At 60.5% G+C, this 19,904-nt stretch carries 17 protein-coding genes and 1 tRNA gene; 7 read left to right on the top strand and 11 right to left on the bottom strand.

From position 1 onward, the window contains the following. The first annotated feature begins 49 nt into the window (after positions 1-49). Together ATSB10_RS03355 and ATSB10_RS19195 are read left to right on the top strand one after the other, a co-directional pair. The gene (locus ATSB10_RS03355; RefSeq protein ID WP_063670464.1) at positions 50-988 is read left to right on the top strand and encodes an SOS response-associated peptidase family protein; all 939 of its coding nucleotides are present in this window, start codon (positions 50-52) and stop codon (positions 986-988) included. A 475-nt stretch (positions 989-1,463) separates the two neighbouring features. Next, on the top strand, positions 1,464-1,976 hold the full coding sequence (locus ATSB10_RS19195; RefSeq protein ID WP_157469016.1) for a hypothetical protein: 513 nt from the start codon (positions 1,464-1,466) through the stop codon (positions 1,974-1,976). A gap of 39 nt (positions 1,977-2,015) precedes the next feature. Here the strand turns inward: ATSB10_RS19195 and ATSB10_RS03370 are convergent, their stop codons facing one another. Beyond that, entirely contained in the window at positions 2,016-3,044 is a 1,029-nt protein-coding gene (locus ATSB10_RS03370) for a hypothetical protein (protein WP_157469019.1), read from the bottom strand. 202 nt (positions 3,045-3,246) lie between these two features. On the opposite strand from ATSB10_RS03370, the gene ATSB10_RS03375 reads away from it, so the two are divergent. Beyond that, a complete protein-coding gene (locus ATSB10_RS03375; RefSeq protein WP_063670472.1) occupies positions 3,247-4,116 on the top strand; it encodes a hypothetical protein in 870 nt (289 codons plus the stop codon). 347 nt (positions 4,117-4,463) lie between these two features. Here the strand turns inward: ATSB10_RS03375 and ATSB10_RS03380 are convergent, their stop codons facing one another. After that, positions 4,464-4,784 (bottom strand): hypothetical protein, encoded by a 321-nt coding sequence (locus ATSB10_RS03380; protein WP_063670474.1) that lies wholly within the window; start codon positions 4,782-4,784, stop codon positions 4,464-4,466. Between the two features lie 565 nt (positions 4,785-5,349). Between ATSB10_RS03380 and ATSB10_RS19200 the strand changes: the two genes are divergently transcribed. Next, positions 5,350-6,192, top strand: a complete 843-nt coding sequence (locus ATSB10_RS19200; protein ID WP_157469022.1) for a hypothetical protein — start codon at positions 5,350-5,352, stop codon at positions 6,190-6,192. Positions 6,193-6,211: 19 nt separating this feature from the next. Here ATSB10_RS19200 and ATSB10_RS19205 read toward each other — a convergent pair whose 3' ends face one another. Both ATSB10_RS19205 and ATSB10_RS03390 read right to left on the bottom strand, forming a co-directional pair. Further along, positions 6,212-6,856, bottom strand: a complete 645-nt coding sequence (locus ATSB10_RS19205) for a hypothetical protein (RefSeq protein ID WP_157469025.1) — start codon at positions 6,854-6,856, stop codon at positions 6,212-6,214. Between the two features lie 27 nt (positions 6,857-6,883). Then, complete coding sequence (locus ATSB10_RS03390) at positions 6,884-7,237, bottom strand: outer membrane protein assembly factor BamE (protein WP_157469028.1); 354 nt, start codon at positions 7,235-7,237, stop codon at positions 6,884-6,886. Positions 7,238-7,365: 128 nt separating this feature from the next. Between ATSB10_RS03390 and ATSB10_RS03395 the strand changes: the two genes are divergently transcribed. Continuing rightward, complete coding sequence (locus ATSB10_RS03395) at positions 7,366-8,532, top strand: helix-turn-helix transcriptional regulator (RefSeq protein WP_063670480.1); 1,167 nt, start codon at positions 7,366-7,368, stop codon at positions 8,530-8,532. 701 nt (positions 8,533-9,233) lie between these two features. Here the strand turns inward: ATSB10_RS03395 and ATSB10_RS03400 are convergent. The 4 genes from ATSB10_RS03400 to ATSB10_RS03410 form a co-directional block, all read right to left on the bottom strand. Next, positions 9,234-10,343, bottom strand: coding sequence for an ATP-dependent nuclease (locus tag ATSB10_RS03400; protein ID WP_484488883.1), 1,110 nt, complete (start codon positions 10,341-10,343; stop codon positions 9,234-9,236). Between the two features lie 303 nt (positions 10,344-10,646). After that, a complete protein-coding gene (locus ATSB10_RS03405) occupies positions 10,647-11,873 on the bottom strand; it encodes an IS256 family transposase (RefSeq protein WP_063670059.1) in 1,227 nt (408 codons plus the stop codon). After that, positions 11,833-12,762, bottom strand: coding sequence for a DNA methyltransferase (locus ATSB10_RS18850; RefSeq protein ID WP_083966060.1), 930 nt, complete (start codon positions 12,760-12,762; stop codon positions 11,833-11,835). The genes ATSB10_RS03405 and ATSB10_RS18850 overlap by 41 nt, the downstream gene beginning before the upstream one ends. 70 nt (positions 12,763-12,832) lie before the next feature. Then, positions 12,833-14,233 (bottom strand): tyrosine-type recombinase/integrase, encoded by a 1,401-nt coding sequence (locus tag ATSB10_RS03410; protein WP_063670484.1) that lies wholly within the window; start codon positions 14,231-14,233, stop codon positions 12,833-12,835. A 25-nt stretch (positions 14,234-14,258) separates the two neighbouring features. On the opposite strand from ATSB10_RS03410, the gene ATSB10_RS03415 reads away from it, so the two are divergent. Both ATSB10_RS03415 and ATSB10_RS03420 read left to right on the top strand, forming a co-directional pair. After that, positions 14,259-14,335: transfer RNA gene (locus ATSB10_RS03415), tRNA-Arg, on the top strand. 381 nt (positions 14,336-14,716) lie between these two features. After that, positions 14,717-16,912, top strand: coding sequence for an alpha-N-acetylglucosaminidase (locus ATSB10_RS03420; protein WP_063670487.1), 2,196 nt, complete (start codon positions 14,717-14,719; stop codon positions 16,910-16,912). Between the two features lie 3 nt (positions 16,913-16,915). Here ATSB10_RS03420 and ATSB10_RS03425 read toward each other — a convergent pair whose 3' ends face one another. Genes ATSB10_RS03425 through ompR form a run of 3 tightly spaced genes read right to left on the bottom strand, consistent with a single transcriptional unit; the run spans position 16,916 to position 19,853 of the window. Next, a complete protein-coding gene (locus tag ATSB10_RS03425) occupies positions 16,916-17,842 on the bottom strand; it encodes an extracellular catalytic domain type 1 short-chain-length polyhydroxyalkanoate depolymerase (RefSeq protein ID WP_063670489.1) in 927 nt (308 codons plus the stop codon). Continuing rightward, entirely contained in the window at positions 17,839-19,140 is a 1,302-nt protein-coding gene (locus ATSB10_RS03430) for an ATP-binding protein (RefSeq protein WP_063670492.1), read from the bottom strand. Before ATSB10_RS03430 ends, ATSB10_RS03425 begins: the two co-directional genes overlap by 4 nt. Further along, positions 19,137-19,853: an osmolarity response regulator transcription factor OmpR gene (gene ompR, locus ATSB10_RS03435; RefSeq protein ID WP_063670494.1), complete on the bottom strand. Its 717-nt coding sequence runs from the start codon at positions 19,851-19,853 to the stop codon at positions 19,137-19,139. Before ompR ends, ATSB10_RS03430 begins: the two co-directional genes overlap by 4 nt. Between the last annotated feature and the right edge of the window lie 51 nt (positions 19,854-19,904).

Consider the following 19,904-nt stretch of genomic DNA (forward strand, 5'->3'; position numbering starts at 1 on the left):
ACCAAGGCAGGTGCACCTTCTCAGATGGGCTCGTGGAGGGAATGCTGGCATGTGTTACTCAGCGCAGGTATGGGCGGATTGGAACCGCTACCGAAAACTTGGCGGTGATCTCGACATCCACGCATTCGCTCGACTGATTGACGAAATGGGTGGTTCAGCCGGCTGGATTCGGCGTGTCCCCAAACGCACACGTGACTCCCTTCTGGATGTTCGTTCCGAAGAGGGGATGGCTTTGGCCAAGACTGTGCGAGAGGCGAACGTCACCGCCGAAGGCATGCTTCGCCATGAGCTTCGTGCCCAGTCTGAGCGCCTGGCTGCCGCAGAGGTCGTGCTTGCTGGCCCTAAGCCAACCAAAAAGGCCGCCAACGACCGGCGGATTGCGACCGACAAGGTGAGTCGGGCGCGCCGTGACCTTGATGACCTCGTGCGCAGGGATTTGCTCGATAGGGACAGCAGAATCTACCCCGGCAACTATGCTCCGGTACTTGTGGTTGAAGAGGGACGGCGAGTCATCAAACCCATGCGGTATCAATGTCGCCCCGCTGGCACACCCGCCTTCTTTGATACCAAGTTCCCAGGTACTTACAACGCGCGCAGGGACAGCCTCGAAGGCTTCTGGAAAGGGCTGTTTGGCCGCTCTCATGCCCTCCTTGTCGTCGATACGTTCTATGAGAACGTGGAGGGGCCAGACGGGAAAAACCAAGTCTTGCAGTTCACGCCCCGCGACCGTGAGCCCATGTTGGTTGCCTGCTTGTGGTCCAGGTGGACAGACCCGAAGGGTGTGCTGCCGGACCTAGACAGCTTTGCGGCGATCACTGATGAGCCTGAGCCTGAGGTCGCAGCCGCTGGCCACGACAGAACGATCATCAACATCAGGCCCGAGCACTTGGATGCTTGGTTGTCACCTGACCCGGCGAACCTGGCGGCGCTTTACGCGATCTTTGATGACAAGCGACATCCATACTACGAGCATGAGCTTGCAGCGTAAGTTCGAAGGCTTACGCTGTTTCATCAATACACTCGACCGTTAGAGCTTGGAGCATTGCGGGTATGAAGAAGGGAAGAGGGACCACGGCTCGTCCCCCAACGCCGGAAGAACTGGAACTCATCGCATGCTGTAAGGCCTATGCCGATAAGCACGCTTTGGCTTACAAAACAGTCCCTATGCCTTTCCCTGAGGCTCGGATTGGCCTTCGCGTGGCACCAGATGGTGACCTAGATCCCGTGGTAGTGCGCTTTCGCATCTTGAAGAGAGGGCCAATGCTCAGGGCCTACTCAACGCTTCGGCCTCATCAGGCTGAGCCATTTGGGGCGAGTGAGGCTCGTATTGAGGGACGGATGCAATCTCAGACCCTATGGCAGTGGCCGATTGACCAGAGGGTGCTCGACCGGTTCCTTGGCACATGCGTCGAGTTCGTTCGTCAGTCGAATCACTTGCATTCCAAGTCCTCCGAGTTGCACCAATGAGTGAGCGCACCCTCAAACACCTTCGAGAGGTCTTCGGTCGTGAGGTGTGGGCTCTGGATGTGGACCAGGTGGCCATGGTTCTGGGACGCACTTCGAGGGGTGCGAAGCAGAAGATTCGGGACCAGATGAAGCACGGCGGTTTCCCTGGGGCGACGAAGCGAGGAGGTCGCCTTGTGCTGCCCGTAGAGGACTTCGCGGAGATCCTCGAACCGACCCCCAAGGCACCCCACGCACCATCCATTCCTGTCGTCTCAGGTCAGGCCTCAGGACGCACGGGAAGGAGGAGGGCGGCTCATGGTCCTCGACTCACCTTCATGCGCCAGGCGATGTTCTGGGAACAGGTCTGCGAGGCGATGGGCTGGGATGAGGAAGCGGGTCTGCTCGACCGCCTCATCCAGGATGCTCGGATGGAGGGTGAGCGGCTGGCCAATGAAGCGGTGAGGGACCGATTGATGACTTTGGTTCGAGAGGCCACGCTTAGAGAGCCCGATAAACCCAATCCCATCTAAATCATGGATGGGGGCACTTGACGAACGGGGATGTTTTTTTCAGTCGCGTTGTTGTTGCTGCTCGACACGCTGGTTTGCGGAGGCAAGCGCGGCCTCATAGCCGGCAAGTGTCTGAGCGTCGTAGCGCTCTGCCTCATCCAAGATCCCTTCCGCTTTGGGATGGATGGCCAAATACCGCCGCACCACATCAGGTAAGCCGGCACATGATGGCCGCGCACCTTCACTGAGGGTGTGGTCAGGCGTGAGGCAGGGGCTCTGTGAAATCGCAGCGTCAAACTTTCTCAGGTTCTCTCGGGCCTGGTCGATGTTGGACTTCATGCTTCCAATGTCGTTGCTCAGTTGAATCTGAGAACCGTTCATCTCCACGGTCACCGAGTTGGCCTGGACATCGGCCATCCCCGTGTGCCTCGCCAAAAGGACGTCTATCTGGTGCTCGGCTCGCTGGGTGTAGCTCCGCACCTTTTCTCGCCTCTTGTGAACCAAGTCGAGGTTCCAGGTCTGCTCTCGTTCGAGGAAAGCCGACAGGCTTTTTTCGAGGCTCTCGTTCGCTTCGTCCTGCTTGTGCTCCGCTGCTGCCCTCTGCTCTGCGGCCATCGCTTCCTGTGTGCTGCTCGTCAGACTATGGAGCATGTCCGCATAGTTGGCGTTGGTGGTGGCCTGAAACACTTCGGTGGAAAGCTCGCCCTTGTCCGTCCAAGAAAGGGTGATGACCCTAGGTTTGACGGTGGCCGAGATGTTCGAGTGTCCAATGAATCCTTCGATGGACAGCGTCGCATGTGTCCCATCAATCGCACCGGTCACGTTGTCTGAGTGGGAGGTGATGTGGTGACTCGTATCCGCGACTGTGGTGTCCAAGGTTCCTGTGAGCTGCTGGCCCACTTGGGTAAGCGTCAGGGCTTGAAGCGTGATGGCATGGTTGGCTCCAAGGTAGGGAGACACATAGATGCCCGAGATGTTCTGAGGGGCAGTAAGTGTTGGTGAATCAGTGTTCGCTTGCCCTTCGCTCGATGTGGACTGAGAACAACCCACCAGGGCCAAGAGACTCCCCATCAGTGCCCATCGCAACATGTTGCGTCCCCCATCCATTGTTCGCTTAGCGTCTAACGCCCAAGAGCGCTGCGCAAGCTGTCAGCGATCTTCCTTTCGCAACTCTAGACCCGCGTCGACGTGCCGAGACCATCCCCCACCTCCGACAAGGGGGTGCTTTTTTGGTCGGGTTCTCTACGATATGGGTGCGTGAGCACGCTTTGCATGGACTAAGGGGATAGGGATGAAAGAGCGGTTGTTTCTTCGTTGGAAGCTGATGTTTGTGGCGGTGGCGCTGCTGTTCCAGCTTCCATTCTTGTTTCGCCTGATCGTTCCCATGGCCCGTGCGGTGGGCGACAACTATCACTTCGTCTTCGTTCTTTTGGCCGTCTATTCATTGTGGCTTCTCGTGCGTCGGTGGAAGCTTCTGACTTGGTTCGAGCGCGTGTTGGTCACCCTCACCATCCCAGCTCTGTTGGTGGAAGCTATCTTCGTGGATGAGTTCCACCTCGTGGTGAGCCTCCCAGGTGTTGTTCTCGGCGGTGTTCTGCTCCTGACCATGCTTCGAACGCCGTATGTGGTGAAGAGCAAGGCGTATCGCATTCGTGATGGGCGTGACTTCTATGAGAGCGAGGCCATCAAAGCCACCATCGATAGAGCGAAGGGTATGGTCTTCATCCAACGGAAGGCGTCATCCATCACCGCTCCGATTGGCAAGCTCGCGGTCTCACGCAAGCGTGACAAGTCCACGCTCATCTATGACTACAAGGAAGCGGACCAAATCATCACAAACCCTGTCACCGACTTGACTGGGCGAGTCCAAGGCACCCCCACACCTGTGTTCAACCCTACCTATGGTCAGCCCCATCGCTTAGATGGCGGGACTGCGGAAAGGCTTGGGACATCACTGGTTCTCAAAGGTCGGACCATGACGGCGGTGAAGACCACCGACTATGGTCGCTCGGACTGGTTCATGAGGAACGTGGATATCCCTGGGTCCGACGTGAGCTTCGGATTGTCTGACCCCGATGACACGCGGTTTGCTCGATGGGTCAAGCGTCACCGCAAGTGCTTCTCTGAACCCAAGTATCTCAAAGACATCGCGAACGCTTAGACGTCTAAACGTGTTTCATCGTCCACGCCTCAGCTTGGCTAAGGCGTCGTCTACCTTCGCCGCTTGGCTCGTTCTCAGGTCTTGAAAAACGTCCATCGCATTCTGCTGCCATGGATTCAGGGGCTCACCTTGATAGGGGCCGTGATAGACGATTGGCTCAGGCACGGGCTTGGGTGTGGGAGCGAGGCGCACAGGAAGAGGGGCGTTGCCCCAATCCGCTTCGATTTGGCTATGACTTTGGGCTGGGAGAACAACGGGCCGGCTTCATATGAAAGGCCGCCCACGTGATGCGGGCGGTCGCAGGACTCACTATTCGAATGCTTTTGAAGTTCATGTTCATGTCTCCCTCAACCCAATATGGGCGCGCCTGTTGGGCCAACGCGAGGCGACGAACCTCCCGAAGCTGGTCGGGTGGTGTTCACGCCTTTGAGCTGACGAATGAAGTCTTCAAGGATGGATTTGTTGTATTCGATGATGGAGCGGTCGGCTTCGATGATGTCCGCCATCTTCTCCATCAAATCATCGACTACTGCCTGGTGTTCGGTGAGCAAGTGGTCGAGTCGGTCGGCTGCTTTGTCCAAGAAGTCATCGATTCTGTTCTCGTAGACTCTCATCGCTTCCTCATGTCCTAAGAGCAATAAAGTTCCCGAGACCACCAGCTCGGTCATGGGTAATCCTGTGTGCTTCGACATCGATTGAAGAGACTCCTTTATGGATTGTGGAAGCCTGATGGTGAGTCGATGTTTGTCTTCATTGTTCATTATGAATGTCTCCAATGTGATCCCTATATGATTCACATTGGCGAGGATTTGCGGTTTGTCAATGGGGTGATGTCAGATTTTGAAGCTTGACGCCGGGTTAAATGGCGTGGTTAAGACTTTCTTGGGTCAAAAAGGCGGTGTCAGATGTCAAGCTTTTGAAAATGTGACGCCGGCTTAAATGGCTTCACATCGGGCTTTACAAGGGATTTTTGGCATTTCTCAGACACCTCAGTGAATGCGTTTTGTGTATGTTATTTTTCTGCCACCCCCAAACGCTTTGGCTTTTCATGCGATAAAGGCGACCGCTCTTGCTTTGACGCAAGTCGGCCTTCCGCTGTGAGGGGTGCGGCATTCAAAACGCATGGCGTGGCCCATCATTTTTGGATTTACCTGGGCGACGTTTTTCAACCTCTTGCGCGTTCGCATTCCTTCGTTAGTCTGAAATGAAGACCAAACTTTTTCGGGGGAACGCATGAACACTTCAACGCGAAGCGATGAATCAGAAAGCTCAAATTTGGATCAACAGGTGTGGGGAGAACCCACGCTTCCTCTGTCGCGTTCGGTGCTTCGCTTCATCGTGGAGCTGAGCAAAGACGAACAGCCGAGGGGACTCAAACGGAAGGCCTGGCAGAAACACTTCACGGGCAATGTCTATGGGAAAGTCTGCGCGGTCTGTGGGACGGCGCTCGATGATTCCGCACCCGGTCGGCTCATGAATGTCATCCCTCATCGCCTTGGGGGATCGAAGGAAACGGTCAACGATTGGCTCGTGTGTGGTGGGTGCGTCGAATCGGTTCGGCACCGTGACCCGCTCTTGGTCCCTGGCTTTTCGAACAGGGAAGGGTCGATGAAGCGAAGGCTAGACGCGCTCGAACGGTCGGCCAACCACGTGTGGGTGCCGAGCAAGGTTAAAGCGAGGGGGGAGGGAGAACTGAGGGCTCACCTGGTCGAACGCTGGGCATATCCGCGTGCGAAGGGAAGCTGCTTCGTCGGGGAGCACTGCGGAATCGTGGCCTTCGATATGCGCGAACACGACGACGAATGGCTCGCGTTGTTGCGTCAACGCTTACGGCTCATGAAGGTGGAAACCGAACACCACCTGGTTCAAGGCTTCGACATCCTGGCGTGGGAAAGCTCACACCATGAAGCAGCTCTTCATGCGCTTATCGACACGAACGTGTTGCTCTCTCGCTTCGGCTTGGAGAGCTGGAAGCCGGCGGAAGTTAGAAGTGGCATCCTTGCCTGGTGGTCCATGACTGGCGAGTCGCTTGCACAGTTCAGGGCTTCTTGGCGGGCGAAGCCAAGTAGAAAATGATCTCCACTTACTAGTTTGCTTATTTCGGGATGGCAACTTGACGGGAGATGGCCTGATAAGCGGCAAAGGCGGTTGGTTCATCAAGCCCGTTGGCAAGGACAACGCGTTTCCCTTTCGCTTCTAGTTCGACGACGAATGAGCGTTCGGCGTACCAGTCTGCTCGCTTTTGGCGGGAATTCGCCCCTGCATTCTCAATGGCGTTCCCCATGATGGTCGCAACCGTGGGGCGTCCGAACATTTGTGTCCGTCCGACAACTACGTTGTACGTTTGGCGGCAGAGCAATCGCGCAATGTCCTTTGCGTTGTATATATGAGCCGCGCCATTCTCATCTTGAGCTTCAATTCGATCTTGCGTGGCTTCAATGCGAGTTGCGAATACTCGTCCCCTGGGGTCGGTATTAAGCTGTTTGTTGCTGAGCATGCCCATGCCTACACCGAACCCAAGGCCGCCAAGCAAATAGATTGGGTTGTGGGTGGCCGAAGTAAAAGCTAGGCCGATAAATCCTCCAATTCCACCAAAGACCAGTCCGGTGAGGATTGGGCCAACCCTGTGTGGCTCCTTTTGGGCGGGTACGAGCGTGACGACCGTTCGCGTCGAATTTTCTTCAATCTTGATCGTGCTATGTGGCTGGCGGGTGGTATTGGCAACATCGATTTGATTCATATGCTTTACCTGTTCAAGCTGATCCCGTCAGAACTGAATGTTCTGTTCATTGTCCGTATGGTTGAGATAGTGCCCGTTGGAATCGAAGATCAGGGCCAGGTACTGGGTATGGCTTTTCGGACCATGACCGACGAAGGTGCCTACAATCGGAATGAACGACTTGGGGTCCATCTTTTCACTTGAATATTCGTAGAAAAGTTGGGTTGTGCCGTCGGTGTTATGCGTGGTGCTCATCGGCTGCCCGAAGATCCGTTCTGCATCCGTGATCGTGCTCACGCCAGGCCTGAGCTGCTTGACTTGGGCGACGTCGATGGGCTTGCCTGCCGTTGCGCATGCGGCCAAGACGCAGGTTGCGAGAGCGCCAAAGATCATCTTTCTCATGCTGTTCCCCTGTTGGTATGCCTAAGCTCCCAGCCCTCTTGATGGCGGCGGCAGCTTTAGAGAAAGATGGGGTATAGGCGCCTCAGCGCGCATCATCAAAAGTGATGAAAGAACGGCACGGAGATGGCATGGAAGCAGTTGATGCACTCATCGCAAAGGTTTACGGATCTGTCTTGGAGCCGGGATCGTTCCTTCCGACGTTGTCGGACATCAACCAGCACTTGGATTGCGACGGTGTCCACGTTGTAGGCTGGGACCGTCACGCCAATCAGATGATTGTGAGCATGCTGGTGGGCGACCATCTTCGCTCTGTGGAGGAGCGCTATCGCTCGTCACCCCACTACCAGCGTATCGATCCTAGAACTGCCCTGACCTTGGCCAAATCGCCGGGTGTGGCACTGGCGTGTCACGATTTCTTCGACGACGCTTATGTGGCGAAAAGCGAGTTCTACCAAGACCTTCTGATTCCGGGTGGGGCGCGTTACGTGCTCGGTGGAAACATCTTTCACGATGACCACCGGGATATTGTCATCGCCTTCAACCACCTGGTAGGGCGGCCCCAGTTCTCGACGCGCCAGAGGCGAATCGCGGAGCGTATCCTCCCCCACCTTCACCAGTGGACGATGATGATGCAGCAGGCGTCATCGCTCAGAATGGCCTTGGCTACGGGATTCCATGCCCTGGAACAACTCACCCAAGGAGTGGTTGCGCTTGATGGAAGGCTAAGGGTGCTCTACGCGAACCCTGTGGCCCAGAGAGTCCTTGGTGCCGGCCTTATGCGGCCTGGACTTGGGCTTACCGCGACTCATCCTTTGGGTAGGGATGGCAGTGATTTTCTGAGGGAAGCCAACTCATCCCGGCAGTCGAAGACGTTCCTTGCTCAAAGTAAGCGAGGGGTTACCTCTCTAGCAGTCACTGCCTTTGCAGTACCGGTGGAAACGTCAGGGGACGGTCACAACACACCAGTTGGGCTTCAAGGATTGGGGGGCAGCGAAATCGCAACTACGGGGGAGTCGCTCTTTCATGCGGTACGCCGGCCGAGCCTGGTGGTGCTCATTCGAAGCACGGAGCAGGCCAGTCCCATCGGAGAAGCTCAGCTCCGCGAGATTTTTGGTCTCACCCGCTCGGAAGCTCGCCTAGCCTTCGCTCTATGCGATGGTCAAGAGCCAAAGTCATTCGCAGAGCAGCACCAGGTAAGCATCAACACCGTTCGCACCCAAGTCCGAGCACTACTCCATAAGACAGGTGCTCGGTCACTCCGTGACCTTGTTCGTTTGCTTGCGAGCTTCTCTTAGCCGAGGGCGAAGTCGTCCCGAATGGCGGACAAGAAAAACCCCAACGTCGGTTCCACCTGACTTACATGTCGGCTCACTAACGCCAGACAATCCGTCGGTTCGGGCCAGACGATGGGGCAGGGTCAGACTACGAGATGGCGCTGCTGGATGTCACCAGGACACTCGTCGTTCTTGCGTCGGTAAGTGCTGACTAGGGCGTGGGTGACGAACCAAGGAGAAGCTCAGCGGTTTGGCGGTAGATACGCCGTCAGCGTGACCGAGGTTTGGACTGTAATGTCACGTCTCTTCTTCGACTGTTCGTGTGCGCCAACGACCTGTCGAGATCCATCGAAGGACAAAGAAGAGCGGCCAAACGGCGAGAGCTACCAGAAGCAAAAGGACCCCAAGTCCCTGGGTCCGATAGTCGTTGTCAATGCTTTCTTGCATCGACCTCAGCTGAAAGGGATTTAGTTCGAACTGATCCTCGCATGAGATAGTGCGGAAGTAGCGTTGTGGGTCTGCTTGGCACGCCTGCAAGTCTTGATTGTGTTTGGCAACCGTCGCGTCACGGAATCCCTCATCACCTTTGGCGCCGAGGGTCCCAAGTAAAGTTGCCCAGCCCCCTGCGAGGACGAGTATCACAGTCAGAACGATCAAAGAGCGCCGAATCACCTGTTCCATTTTCCCATCCCCATTAGTGGTTAGGAGGCCTTGGGCCATCTCTACTTGTGAGCGTTCGTCCACGCCTTGGTCAGCGAAGCGAACACGTGCGCCATCTCACCTTCGAACTGCTCCTTCGAAATGTTGGCTCCGACTTCCTTAGCAAGTGCAGTCTTCTCGCCACTCTTCATGGTCTTCACCTGTTCCGCTGTCTTCCGCCAGGGTTCGGGGTAGCACTCTTCGAGAGACCCGAACGGGCTCTCTACGAATTGCCCTCGCTGAAAAAAATCCTGGTAGTTGCGCTTGAAGACTTCGAAGTCTGCTTGCTTTTCTGGCGATGGCTTATCGCAGAGCACCACGAGCTGGTTGCGGTATACCGGGGTGTGGGCGAGAGGGACGAACACACGATTGATGGCCTCCATCGAGCGTCCCTGGGTCTTGTGGTCGCCCTCGGAACGAATGAGTTTGACGTGGGGCTTGTCGGCATAGAAGCGGCGCATGACCAAACCAAGGAACAGGTCCTCGGAGGCACCTTCAACGATAATGAAATTCTGCGGGAAGAGGAGGTCGGCAGGAGATCCACCCAGCAGCTCGTATACGAGATCCGGCTTGTCTTGCTCGGTGATGGGGCGAATCTGTGTGGCTCCATCCTTCTTCTCGACACGCCAGAGCGTCTGTTGGTTGTGGTCGTCGGTCACCAAGACGGAAGAGTGCGTGTTGATGAACACCTGGTCGCCGTTGGCCACAAGCTCCATGAGTGCCTGTTTGAGCTGTCGCTGGGCAGTGGGGTGGAGGTGGAGTTCTGCTTCATCGATGAGGAAGAGGAAGCACTTGCCGCCATCATCACTCTCACGTCGATGGTCCGAGTAGGCCTTCAAGATGGCAAGCATAAGGGCTCGCTGCATGCCGTCGCCTTTTTCCTCGGCCGACGTCTCGATTCCATCGTTCACCGACGTCTCAAAGGACTTCAAAAGCTCATCGAACATCGGCGGCTTCACCCCGAAGCCCACCTTGCTGCATTCGGGGAACTGCTGCTCCAAGTGTTCACGCACCTTGCCTGCTAAGCGGTCAAGCTCCTGCTTCACTTCCGACTTGTCATGCGTGAACAGCTCGTCGAACTTCTCCTTGAACTCGCGATATTTTTCGCTCTTCTCGAGGATGGCGTTGAGCACCCCTGACAACATCTCACCGATGGGTGTCTTCTTCCCCCACTTGGAGACTTCGTTGAGCGAAGTCCGTGTCGATACGTATTGAAGGCGTGGGACACAATCGTTGAAGGCTTTGTCGAAGCCTGCGAAGTTTTTCTGAGTCCATTGTTCCTTCTTCTCGTCCCATAGCTGACGCTTCGAGGGGTCCTCTGCCGTGGTCCGCCTTACCTTGATGACATCTTGCCCATCGGCAAATTTTTCGAACTTCGCCTTCGTCCCTTCGTTGACAACGAGCGTGTGCAGAATTTTGTGTAACCGGGATTCGAGTTACAGCTGAGGGAGTCGTTCCTCGAACTGGATCGTAAAGCGGTTGAGCGCGGCCTTCCAATCACGGATCGGCAGCGTCCATTTCTTGCTGATGTTGCGCAGGGCCAGATAGAACAGCTTCACCAGTGCCTCGTCGCTCGGGAAGGCCCCGCGGTGCTTGGTCAGCTTGCGCAGGCTCATGTTCACCGACTCGATGGCGTTGGTCGTGTAGATCACCTTGCGGATCTCTGGCGGGTAGTCGAAGAACGGGATCAGGCGCGGCCAGTTGCGTCGCCAGGACTGCCCGATCGGCAGGTATTCCTTGTCCCAGCGGGCCTCGAACTCGGCGAGCCGCTGCTCGGCCTCCTCGGCGGTGGCACAGGTGTAGATGCGCTTGAGGTCGGCGGCCACCTCCGGCCGTCGCTTCCACGACACGTAGTTCAGGCTGTGCCGCACCATGTGTACGAGGCACAACTGCACCGTCGTGTGCGGGAATACGGTCTCGATCGCTTCGGGGAAACCCTTCAGGCCGTCGACGCAGGCGATGAAGATGTCCTGCACCCCGCGGTTGCGCAGCTCGGTCACCACCTGCAGCCAGAACTTGGCGCCCTCGGTCTGCGCCAGCCACAGCCCAAGGACCTCCTTCTCGCCGGCCATGGTGATGCCAATGGCCAGGTAGACCGCCTTCACCCGCACCGCGCCCTCGCGCACCTTCACATGGATGCAGTCCAGGTAGACGATCGGATACACCGGATCGAGCGGCCGGCCTTGCCAGGCCTTCACCTCGTCGATCACTGCATCGGTGACCGAGGAGATCAGGCTCGGCGAGACCTCCGTGCCATACATCTCTTCCAGGTGCGCCTGGATCTCGCGCACCGTCATGCCGCGGGCGTAGAGCGACAGGATCTTGTCGTCGAAGCCGCTCCAGCGAGTCTGGTGCTTGGGAATCAGCTTCGGCTCGAAGCTGCCGTGCCGGTCGCGCGGGATCTCGATCGGCAGCTCGCCGAACTCGCCCTTGAGCGTCTTGCGGCTGCGGCCGTTGCGGGTGTTGCCGGCCGGGTTGGCCACCGGCTCGTGCTTATCGTGACCGAGGTGCTCGGTCATCTCCGCATCCAGCGCCTTCTCGACCAGCAGCTTGGTCAGCTGCTTGAGCAGGCCGTTCTCGCCGATCAGGTCTTCGGGCTTCTTGTAGTTCGCCAACAGGCTGCTAAGCAGCTCGTCGGGCACCTCGTGTTTGCGTGGACTCATGGTCTCTCCGGGTCTGGCGGCAGTGTCCTGCCTGGGACCCGGTTACACAAAATCTAGGACACGCCCGGCGGAATATTTTATTTGGGTCATTAAGTGATTGATCAATCATTTGTTGAGCGTCGGCACTGACGCTGTTGTAATCAGGTCTTACAAACTGAGCTACTTGATTCGCGTGTGAAATCACAAAATCATTGATGAAATTTTCGAGACCCTCCCCATACTCCTTCTTGAGTTCGGCAGTCTTCATTCCCGTGGTGTTGGAGATTGCGGCAGAGAGGGTGGTGAACTTCCACTTTTCATGAGATTCATTGGGATTGGTCAAGAATTTCCCATAGCGTTTATCTCTTTCTCGTCCAGTGAATAGTCGATTAGGTTTCCACTGTGACTTGTTCTTTGAGTAGACAAGCAGGAAGTTAGTGGTGTTGACCATTCCTGGGTTGATGCTTTTGTGTCCCGTTGCCGCCCCTTGTTTGAAAGTGACAATCGCGATTCGATTTTTCCTTCCCATGACTTCATCTGCTATGGCTATGAGGTAGCCAAGTTCGTTGTCATCAATGTGAAGGAAAAGAGTTCCGTCTTCGCTTAACAGCTCACGTTGGAGTGTGAGCGCGGGATATATCATGGAGAGCCATATCGAATGCTCAACATTATCGTCGAAGTCCTTAAAGGCTTGCTTCGTGTTGAATGGCGGGTCTCCATAGACGCACTTCACCTTTCCCGCATAGTAGGGAAGCAAGGCTTTCAATGCTTCGAGGTTGTCGCCTTCAATGAGCATGTTCTCGGAATCTTCTCCGTAGCTCATCGACTTGTTTGGAATCATCAAGCGGTAGGGAGCCTTTGCGGCTTCCGTCAATGCTTTGTTCCGTTCATTCCATTCCAACCAAGGCATGTGTGCCCCTTCACTTACGATTTCGGATTGATGGTGGAGCATACCCTACCAAGGGGTTTTCTCTCGGAGGTTAAGCGTGTTGAAGCTTCAATGCCTGCGCTCGGGCCAAGGCTTCAATCATCTTGTCCGGCGACAGTGGTAGCAAGGCTTCGATCGCACGCCCTAAGTCTCCATCATGGACGCGTTCTCCTCGCTTCTCAGACTCAATCTTGTGGAGCAGGGCGGCTAGGTCTTCGGCGCTGGCGTTGAAGTAGCGCTTTAATACGCCCAAGTCTTCATGGCCTGAGATGGCCGCGACTTGGAGTGGGTTGTTGAGGGTATGACCCAACTCCGTGATGCGCGTATGCCTTAGATCATGAAGCCGGGCACCTTTGACCTTGGCTTTCGCACAGGCGCGATTCCAGGCTTGTGTGAGGGTATCGGCTCCAAGCCTCGTGCCAAGTTGACCCACAAAGACCGGCCCCTTCGCGTCTTTGCCTCCCATGGTGTCCCGAAGCTCTCGAAGCTTCTTGGCCACGCTCTCGGGAATGGGGATGGAACGATTCTTTGCTTCGGCGCCTTGCTTGTTCTTGTGCTTGCTTTTCGTGTCTCGGAGGAGGGCAGTGGCATGCTTGCCATCCAAGCTCAGGTCTTCCCAATCGAGCTTGACGACTTCCGCCCTTCGAGCTGCCGTGAAACGTGCGGTGTAGATGGCCACCTGGGTGCTGGGCCATGCGGAGCCCAAGGCTGCTTCAACGCGTCGCCACTCATCGTCTTTCAAGGTGCGCTCACGCCCTCTGTTGCTGGGCGGTAGGTCCAGCTCTTTCCATCGGGCAATCGGGTTGGCCACATCAATGGCCCATGCGCTTTTCGCATGCTGAAAGAGCCAGCTCAGGAAGCTCATCAGTCGGCGCACACTGTCGGCGGGTGCCGGCTTGCCATCCTTGCCTTTCAAGCGCGCCGCCAAGCTCCATGGCGCGTCCTTGCCAGAGAAGTGGGAAGGGTTGAGGCTGGTCACCGTCTTGGCGCACAGGTCAGGAAATCCTTCGGGGTTGCCCGTGTGTTTCCTGTCGGCCCGACCCAAGAGCATGCGTGCGTAGCTGACCTTCAAGCGTAGGTGCTTGGTGTTGCCCCCTTCCGCTTCGATGGCTTCGATGGTCGGAGTCAGCTCCTCGATCAGCCTTTCGAGCAAACCACCGAAGGTCCAGGCTTCGGCCAGCTGTGACCTTGGCTTGTCGTGAAGCCTCAGAGCTGCTCGCTCTTCAATCGCGGCCTTGTTCGCACTGTCGAGCGCGTTCTGGCGCGTGGTGGGTCCAGTCTTGGCGTTCGGATCGAACGGGAACACGCGGGTCGGCAGATAGGCTCTGGTGCCGTCTTTTTGCGTCCAACGCACTTTCAGCTCATAGCGAGGCCTTCCATCCTCGCGGAGATACACCCCACGCTCGCGCCTTTCCGTGGTCTTCTTGGTCTTGCCTGCTGCCTTCGTTGCCATCGGTCGGGTATCCTTCTCGGCTCGTGGCCCCGTAGCTCAGCTGGATAGAGCGGTCGCCTCCTAAGCGGCAGGTCGCGCGTTCGAATCGCGCCGGGGTCACCACTTTTTTAGCGCATTTGTCCCAGATTTGTCCCAGGTATTCTTCGAGGCCTAGTGATTTCAAGGTCTTAGGGGGGATATCAGAACCCTCCTAAGGGGCAGGTCGGACGTTCGAATCGTCTCGAGGGCACCATTTTCGAGCATTCCGCCGGGCCGTCCGCGGGTCGCGGCTCTCCGGTAGCCACCACGGCGCCCGCCCCACGCTTCCGCGGCACCTCGTTCCTCGGCATCCGGGGACCTCCGGCACCGTCGTTCCCGGGAGAGCGGAAGCGGCGGGGGGCCTGGATGCGGCCTTGCCGGCACGCGGGGCATCCCGGGCGCTCCGATGGCCTCGTGCAAGGCGCCGACCCAGCCCGGAAGCGGCATCCGGACTATGATCGGACGATGCGCCCGAGCATCCGCATCTCCCTGGTCCTGGCGATCCTGCTGCTGGTGGCAGCGCCGCTGCATGCGGCCCAGCCGCATTTCGATACCGCGCCGGTGATGGGGGTGCTGCAGCGCCTGCTGCACGAGCGCGCGGCGCGGATCGAGCTGGGGACCATCGCGGCGAAGGACGGCCATGAGCGTTTCCGGATTTCCCGCGACGGCGGGCGCATCCGCATCCAGGGCAGTACGCCCAGCGCACTGCTGTTCGGCGCCAACTGGTATCTGAAATACGTCGCGCACGGCCAGGTCTCCACCGACGGCGTGCGACTGGACGCCGGTCCCCTGCCACTGCCGGGCGCCGTCATCGAGATGACGACGCCGTACCGCTACCGCTATGCGCTGAACGAAAACGTCGACGGCTACAGCGCCCCGTATTGGGACTGGCCGCGCTGGCAGCACGAGATCGACGTGCTGGCGCTGTCCGGCATCAACGCCATGCTGGTCGAGCGCGGCATGGACGAGGTGCTGTACCGCACCTTCCGCGACGCCGGCTATTCCGATGCCGATATCCGCGCCTGGCTGGCCGCGCCAGCGCATTTCAACTGGCAGCTGATGGGCAACCTGTGCTGCTTCGGCGGACCGGTCAGCCATGAACTGCTCTCGCGGCGCGTGCGTTCCGCGCAACGCATCGTCGCGCGCCTGCGCGAGCTGGGTATCACGCCGGTGCTGCCGGGGTTCTACGGCATCGTGCCGGCCGACTTTCCGCGGCGTTATCCGCAGGCGCACGTGGTGCCGCAGGGCGAGTGGGCGGGTTTCACCCGGCCGGGCTGGCTGGATCCGCGCGATCCGCTGTTCGACCGCCTCGCCGCGGACTTCTACCGGCATCAGCGCGAATTGTTCGGCGACACCTCCATCTACGACATGGAGGTGTTCCAGGAAGGCGGCGACGCCGGCGACGTGCCGGTGCCGCAGGCCGCGCGCCGGGTGCAGGCGGCGCTGGAGAAAGCGCATCCGGGCGCGAAGTGGATGATGCTGGCCTGGCAGGGCAATCCCACCCAGGCGTTGCTGTCCGGGGTGGATCGCCAGCGCCTGCTGGTGATCGACATCGATCACGACCGCGTGCCACGCGACGACCGCGCGAAGGATTTCCAGGGCGCGCCTTTCCTGTTCGGCGGCATCTGGGCCTTCGGCGGACGCACCACGCTGGGCACGCGCATCGACAACTACGCCGAACGCCTGCCGCGGATGGGCCGCGACAACGCCAACATGGCCGGCACCGCGGTGTTCCCGGAAGGACTGGACACCAACCCGTTCGCCTTCGACCTGTTCACCGAGATGGCCTGGCGCAACGCACCGGTGGACATGGCATCGTGGACCCGCCAGTACGTGCGTCGCCGCTACGGTGCGGACGATCCGCACGCGCAGGCGGCATGGCGGATCCTGCTGCACACGGCGTACGGCATCCGCCTCGACGCGGTGCCTTTCAACAGCGAGCGCGACGCCGCGCAGGAGTCCTTGTTCGACGCCCAGCCCGACCTCGACGCGAACCGCGCCTCGCACTGGTCGCCCGAAGGCCTGCGCTACGACGCGACGGCGTTCCGCCGGGCGCTGACCGAACTGCTGCAGGTTGCTCCCGCGCTGCGGACCAGCGCGACGTATCGCTACGACCTGGTCGACGTCGCGCGCCAGGCGCTGGCCAATGAGAGCCGCGCGCTGCTGCCCGAGATCAAGGCTGCCTACGAGGGACATCAACGTGCCGCGTTCGATGCGCAGACCCGGCGCTGGCTGGCGTTGATGCGCCTGCAGGATCGCCTGCTGGCCAGCAACCCGCATTTCCTGCTCGGCCGCTGGCTCGCAGCGGTGCCGTCATGGGCGGCCGATGCCGACGAACGCACCCGGCTGGAGTACGACGCGCGCTCGATCCTGACCACCTGGGGCGACCGCAAGGCCAGCGAGGGCGCGATGCTGCACGACTACGGCAACAAGGACTGGGCCGGCCTCACGCGCGACTACTACCTGCCACGCTGGCAGCGGTATTTCCGTTCGCTCGATGCCGCGCTCGCCAGTGGCAAGCCGCCGCAGCCGATCGACTGGTTCGCCTTTGGCGACGCCTGGAACCACGGTCATCAGCACTATGCCACCGAGCCCGAGGGCGACAGCCATGCGCTGGCGGCCGAGGTGGCGCGTGCGTTGGGGATCGCTCCGGCGCCGTGAGGCTCAGCGCGTGCCCATCGGTCGCGGATGACTCACCAGATAGTCGACCACGATCGCGCTGGCGTCGATCTGGTGGGTCGTGCGACCGATGAAGCGCTTCGGCAGGTATTGCCAGCCGCCCGGCCAGGTGTGGCCGCCGCCGTCGATGCGGTAGCGCACCACGGCACCGCCGGTACGGCAGTCGCTCCAGTCCCTCCGGCTCACCTGCGTACCGTCGTTGGTGGTCGAGGGCAGCGGTTGCTCCGGGCTCGCCGCGTGGCAACCATCGACCTGCACCCAGAAGGCGGTGGTGTCATCCACCGACATCACCACCCCGCCTTCGCCGAGGCCGCCGAAGCTGGCCACGGAGCCTCCGGCGTAGGGCACGATCGGGTCGTCCGTGCCGTCGAATTGCAGCACGGCGAGTGGGCGGGCAGGGTGGCAATCGGGCCGGTAGTCGCGTGCCAGCGTGCCGGCCACCGGGGCGATCAGGCTGAAGCGGTCGGCCAGGTCGCAGCCCAGCCGCTCGGCGAAGATGCCGCCGTTGGAGATGCCGGTGACGCCGACCCGCTGCGGGTCCACCGGCCATTCGTGCTCGACCCGGTCCAGCTCGGCACGGATGAAGGCCACGTCGTCCACCTTGCGCTTGATGGTGGCGCGGCCGTCGTTCCAGTGCCGGTCCAGGCCCTGCGGATAGACCACGATCACGCCGGCCCGGTCGGCCTGGGCATCCAGCGAGGTCAGCCGGTCCATGCCTTCGGCTCGACCACCGCCGCCATGCAGGGCCAGCAGCAGGGGGCGTGGCGTGCCGTCCCCGCCTGGCGGCAGGTGGACCACGAAGCGACGTGCCTGGCCGTCGATGGAGAGGGTTTCGGTGCGGTCGTGCGCCAGCAGCGGGCATGCGCCGGCGACGAGGCCAAGGCCGAGCACGAGGCGACTCACAAGGTTCATGCCGAACTCCGTTCGCGGACGGCCAGCGGCAGCACCAGCGTGGCGCTGAAGCCGCCGCCGCTGCGGTTGGCCAGTTGCAGGCGACCACCGCTGATCTCGGCCGCCCGCTTGACGATGCTCAGGCCCAGGCCGGTGCCGCAGGCGCCGGTGCGTGCCGCATTGCCGCGCAGGAAAGGGCGTCCGAGCCGCGCCAGCAGGTCGTCCGGAACGCCGGGGCCGTGGTCTTCCACGCTGATCGACAGCTCGTTTTCGGCGCGTTGCAGGCGGACGCGGAACGGGGCGGCGCCATAGTGTTCGGCGTTGTCCATCAGGTTGCCCAGCGCCCGCCGCAGCAGGCTCGGCCGTGCATGCAGGACAGCGTCGTCGTGACCCTCGTAATGCCAGTCGTCCGGCGCGTTGCGCAGCGCCATCAACTGGCCGAGCAGGGTGGGGACGTCGACTGCTCTTACCGCCTCGTCGCTGCCGTCGCGGACATAGGCCAGGCACTGCGCCAGCGCCTTGTCCAGCTCGTCCAGGTCGTTGACCATCGCGTCGCGCCGGCCGGGATCGTTCGCATCGCCCAGTTCCAGCGCCAGCCGCAGGCGGGCCAGCGGTGTGCGCAGGTCGTGCGAGATGCCGGCCAGCATCAGCTCGCGTTCGCGCGCGCTCTGGCGCAGTTCTTCGCCGGCCGCGCCGAGGGCGTCGGCGAGGTCGCGCACTTCGCGCGGGCTGCCGCGCAGGTGCTGCTGGATCGACTGCCCGCCGAGCAGCGCGGACGCGTGTGCGGCCAGGCGCTCCAGCGGTCGCGTCAGCAGGCGCGCGGCCAGTGCCGCCACGGCCGCCGCGACCAGCCCGGCGAACAGCATCACCAGCAGCATCGAGCGGATGACCTGGCGGCGGAAGCTCACCGCCTGCATCACGATCCAATGCCCGGGCAGGCGTTCGCTGCGCACCCAGATCTGCGCTTCGGGCCGCTGCACGACCACCACGCGCGATGGATCGCCGAGCAACTCGCCGGCGACGTGGCCGACTTCCTCCACCACCGGCACCACCCGGCGCAGCGACGGCGGTGGCGGTTCGGTGGTGATGCGGATGCCGCTCTGCTGCAGTCGGGCGAGCGTGGCCCGAGCGGCCGGATCGTCCCTGCTCGCCAGCGCATCGACCGAGGTGGCGGTGGCCACCACCAGCCGTCCATACGAGTCGCCCAGGGCGCGCAGGCCGGCCCGGGTGGAGAGGAACCCACCCAGGGTGAGCGCCAGCACCAGCGCGGCGACCAGCAGCGCCAGCACCAGCGAGAAGGTGGTCGGTCCTCGCTTCATGCGCCGTCTCCCTGCGGTACGAACACGTAGCCTTCGCCCCATACCGTCTGCAGCCAGCGCGGCTGGCGCGGGTCCTCCTCGATGCAGCGGCGCAGGCGCGAGATCATCACGTCGATGCTGCGGTCGAAGGCGTCGTGCTCGCGGCCGCGGGCCAGCGCGATCAGCCGCTCGCGGCTCAGGGTCTCGAAGGGATGGGCCACCAGCGCGGCCAGCACCGCGAACTCGCCACTGGTGAGCTTGACCGGCGTGTCCGCGTCCAGCAGCTGGCGCGTGGCCGGGTCGAAGGTGAAGCGGCCGAAGCGCACGCTGGCCTGCTCGGTCTGCGGTGCGCCCACCACGGCCTTCGGCTGCCGGCGCAGCACGGCGCGGATGCGGGCGACCAGTTCGCGCGGGTTGCAGGGCTTGCCCAGGTAGTCGTCCGCGCCGATCTCCAGGCCGACGATGCGGTCCACGTCGTCGCCCTTGGCGGTGAGCATGATGATCGGCGTCTGCACGCCCTCGGCGCGCAGTTCGCGGCACAGCTGCAGGCCATCGGCGTCGGGCAGCATCAGGTCGAGCACGATCAGGTCGACGTGGTGCGCGGCCAGCTCGCGGCGCATGCCGGCGGCATGGGCGGCGCCGCGGACGCGGAATCCCTGCTGGTCGAGGTAGCGCTCGAGCAGGTCGCGCAGGCGGAGGTCGTCGTCGACGACGAGGATGTGGGGGGTGTCCATGGGGCGACTATGTCGTGCGCCCGGGGGCCTCACAAGCGCCCGGCGCGGTCA

This window comes from Dyella thiooxydans, assembly GCF_001641285.1.
Lineage (GTDB): Bacteria > Pseudomonadota > Gammaproteobacteria > Xanthomonadales > Rhodanobacteraceae > Dyella_A > Dyella_A thiooxydans.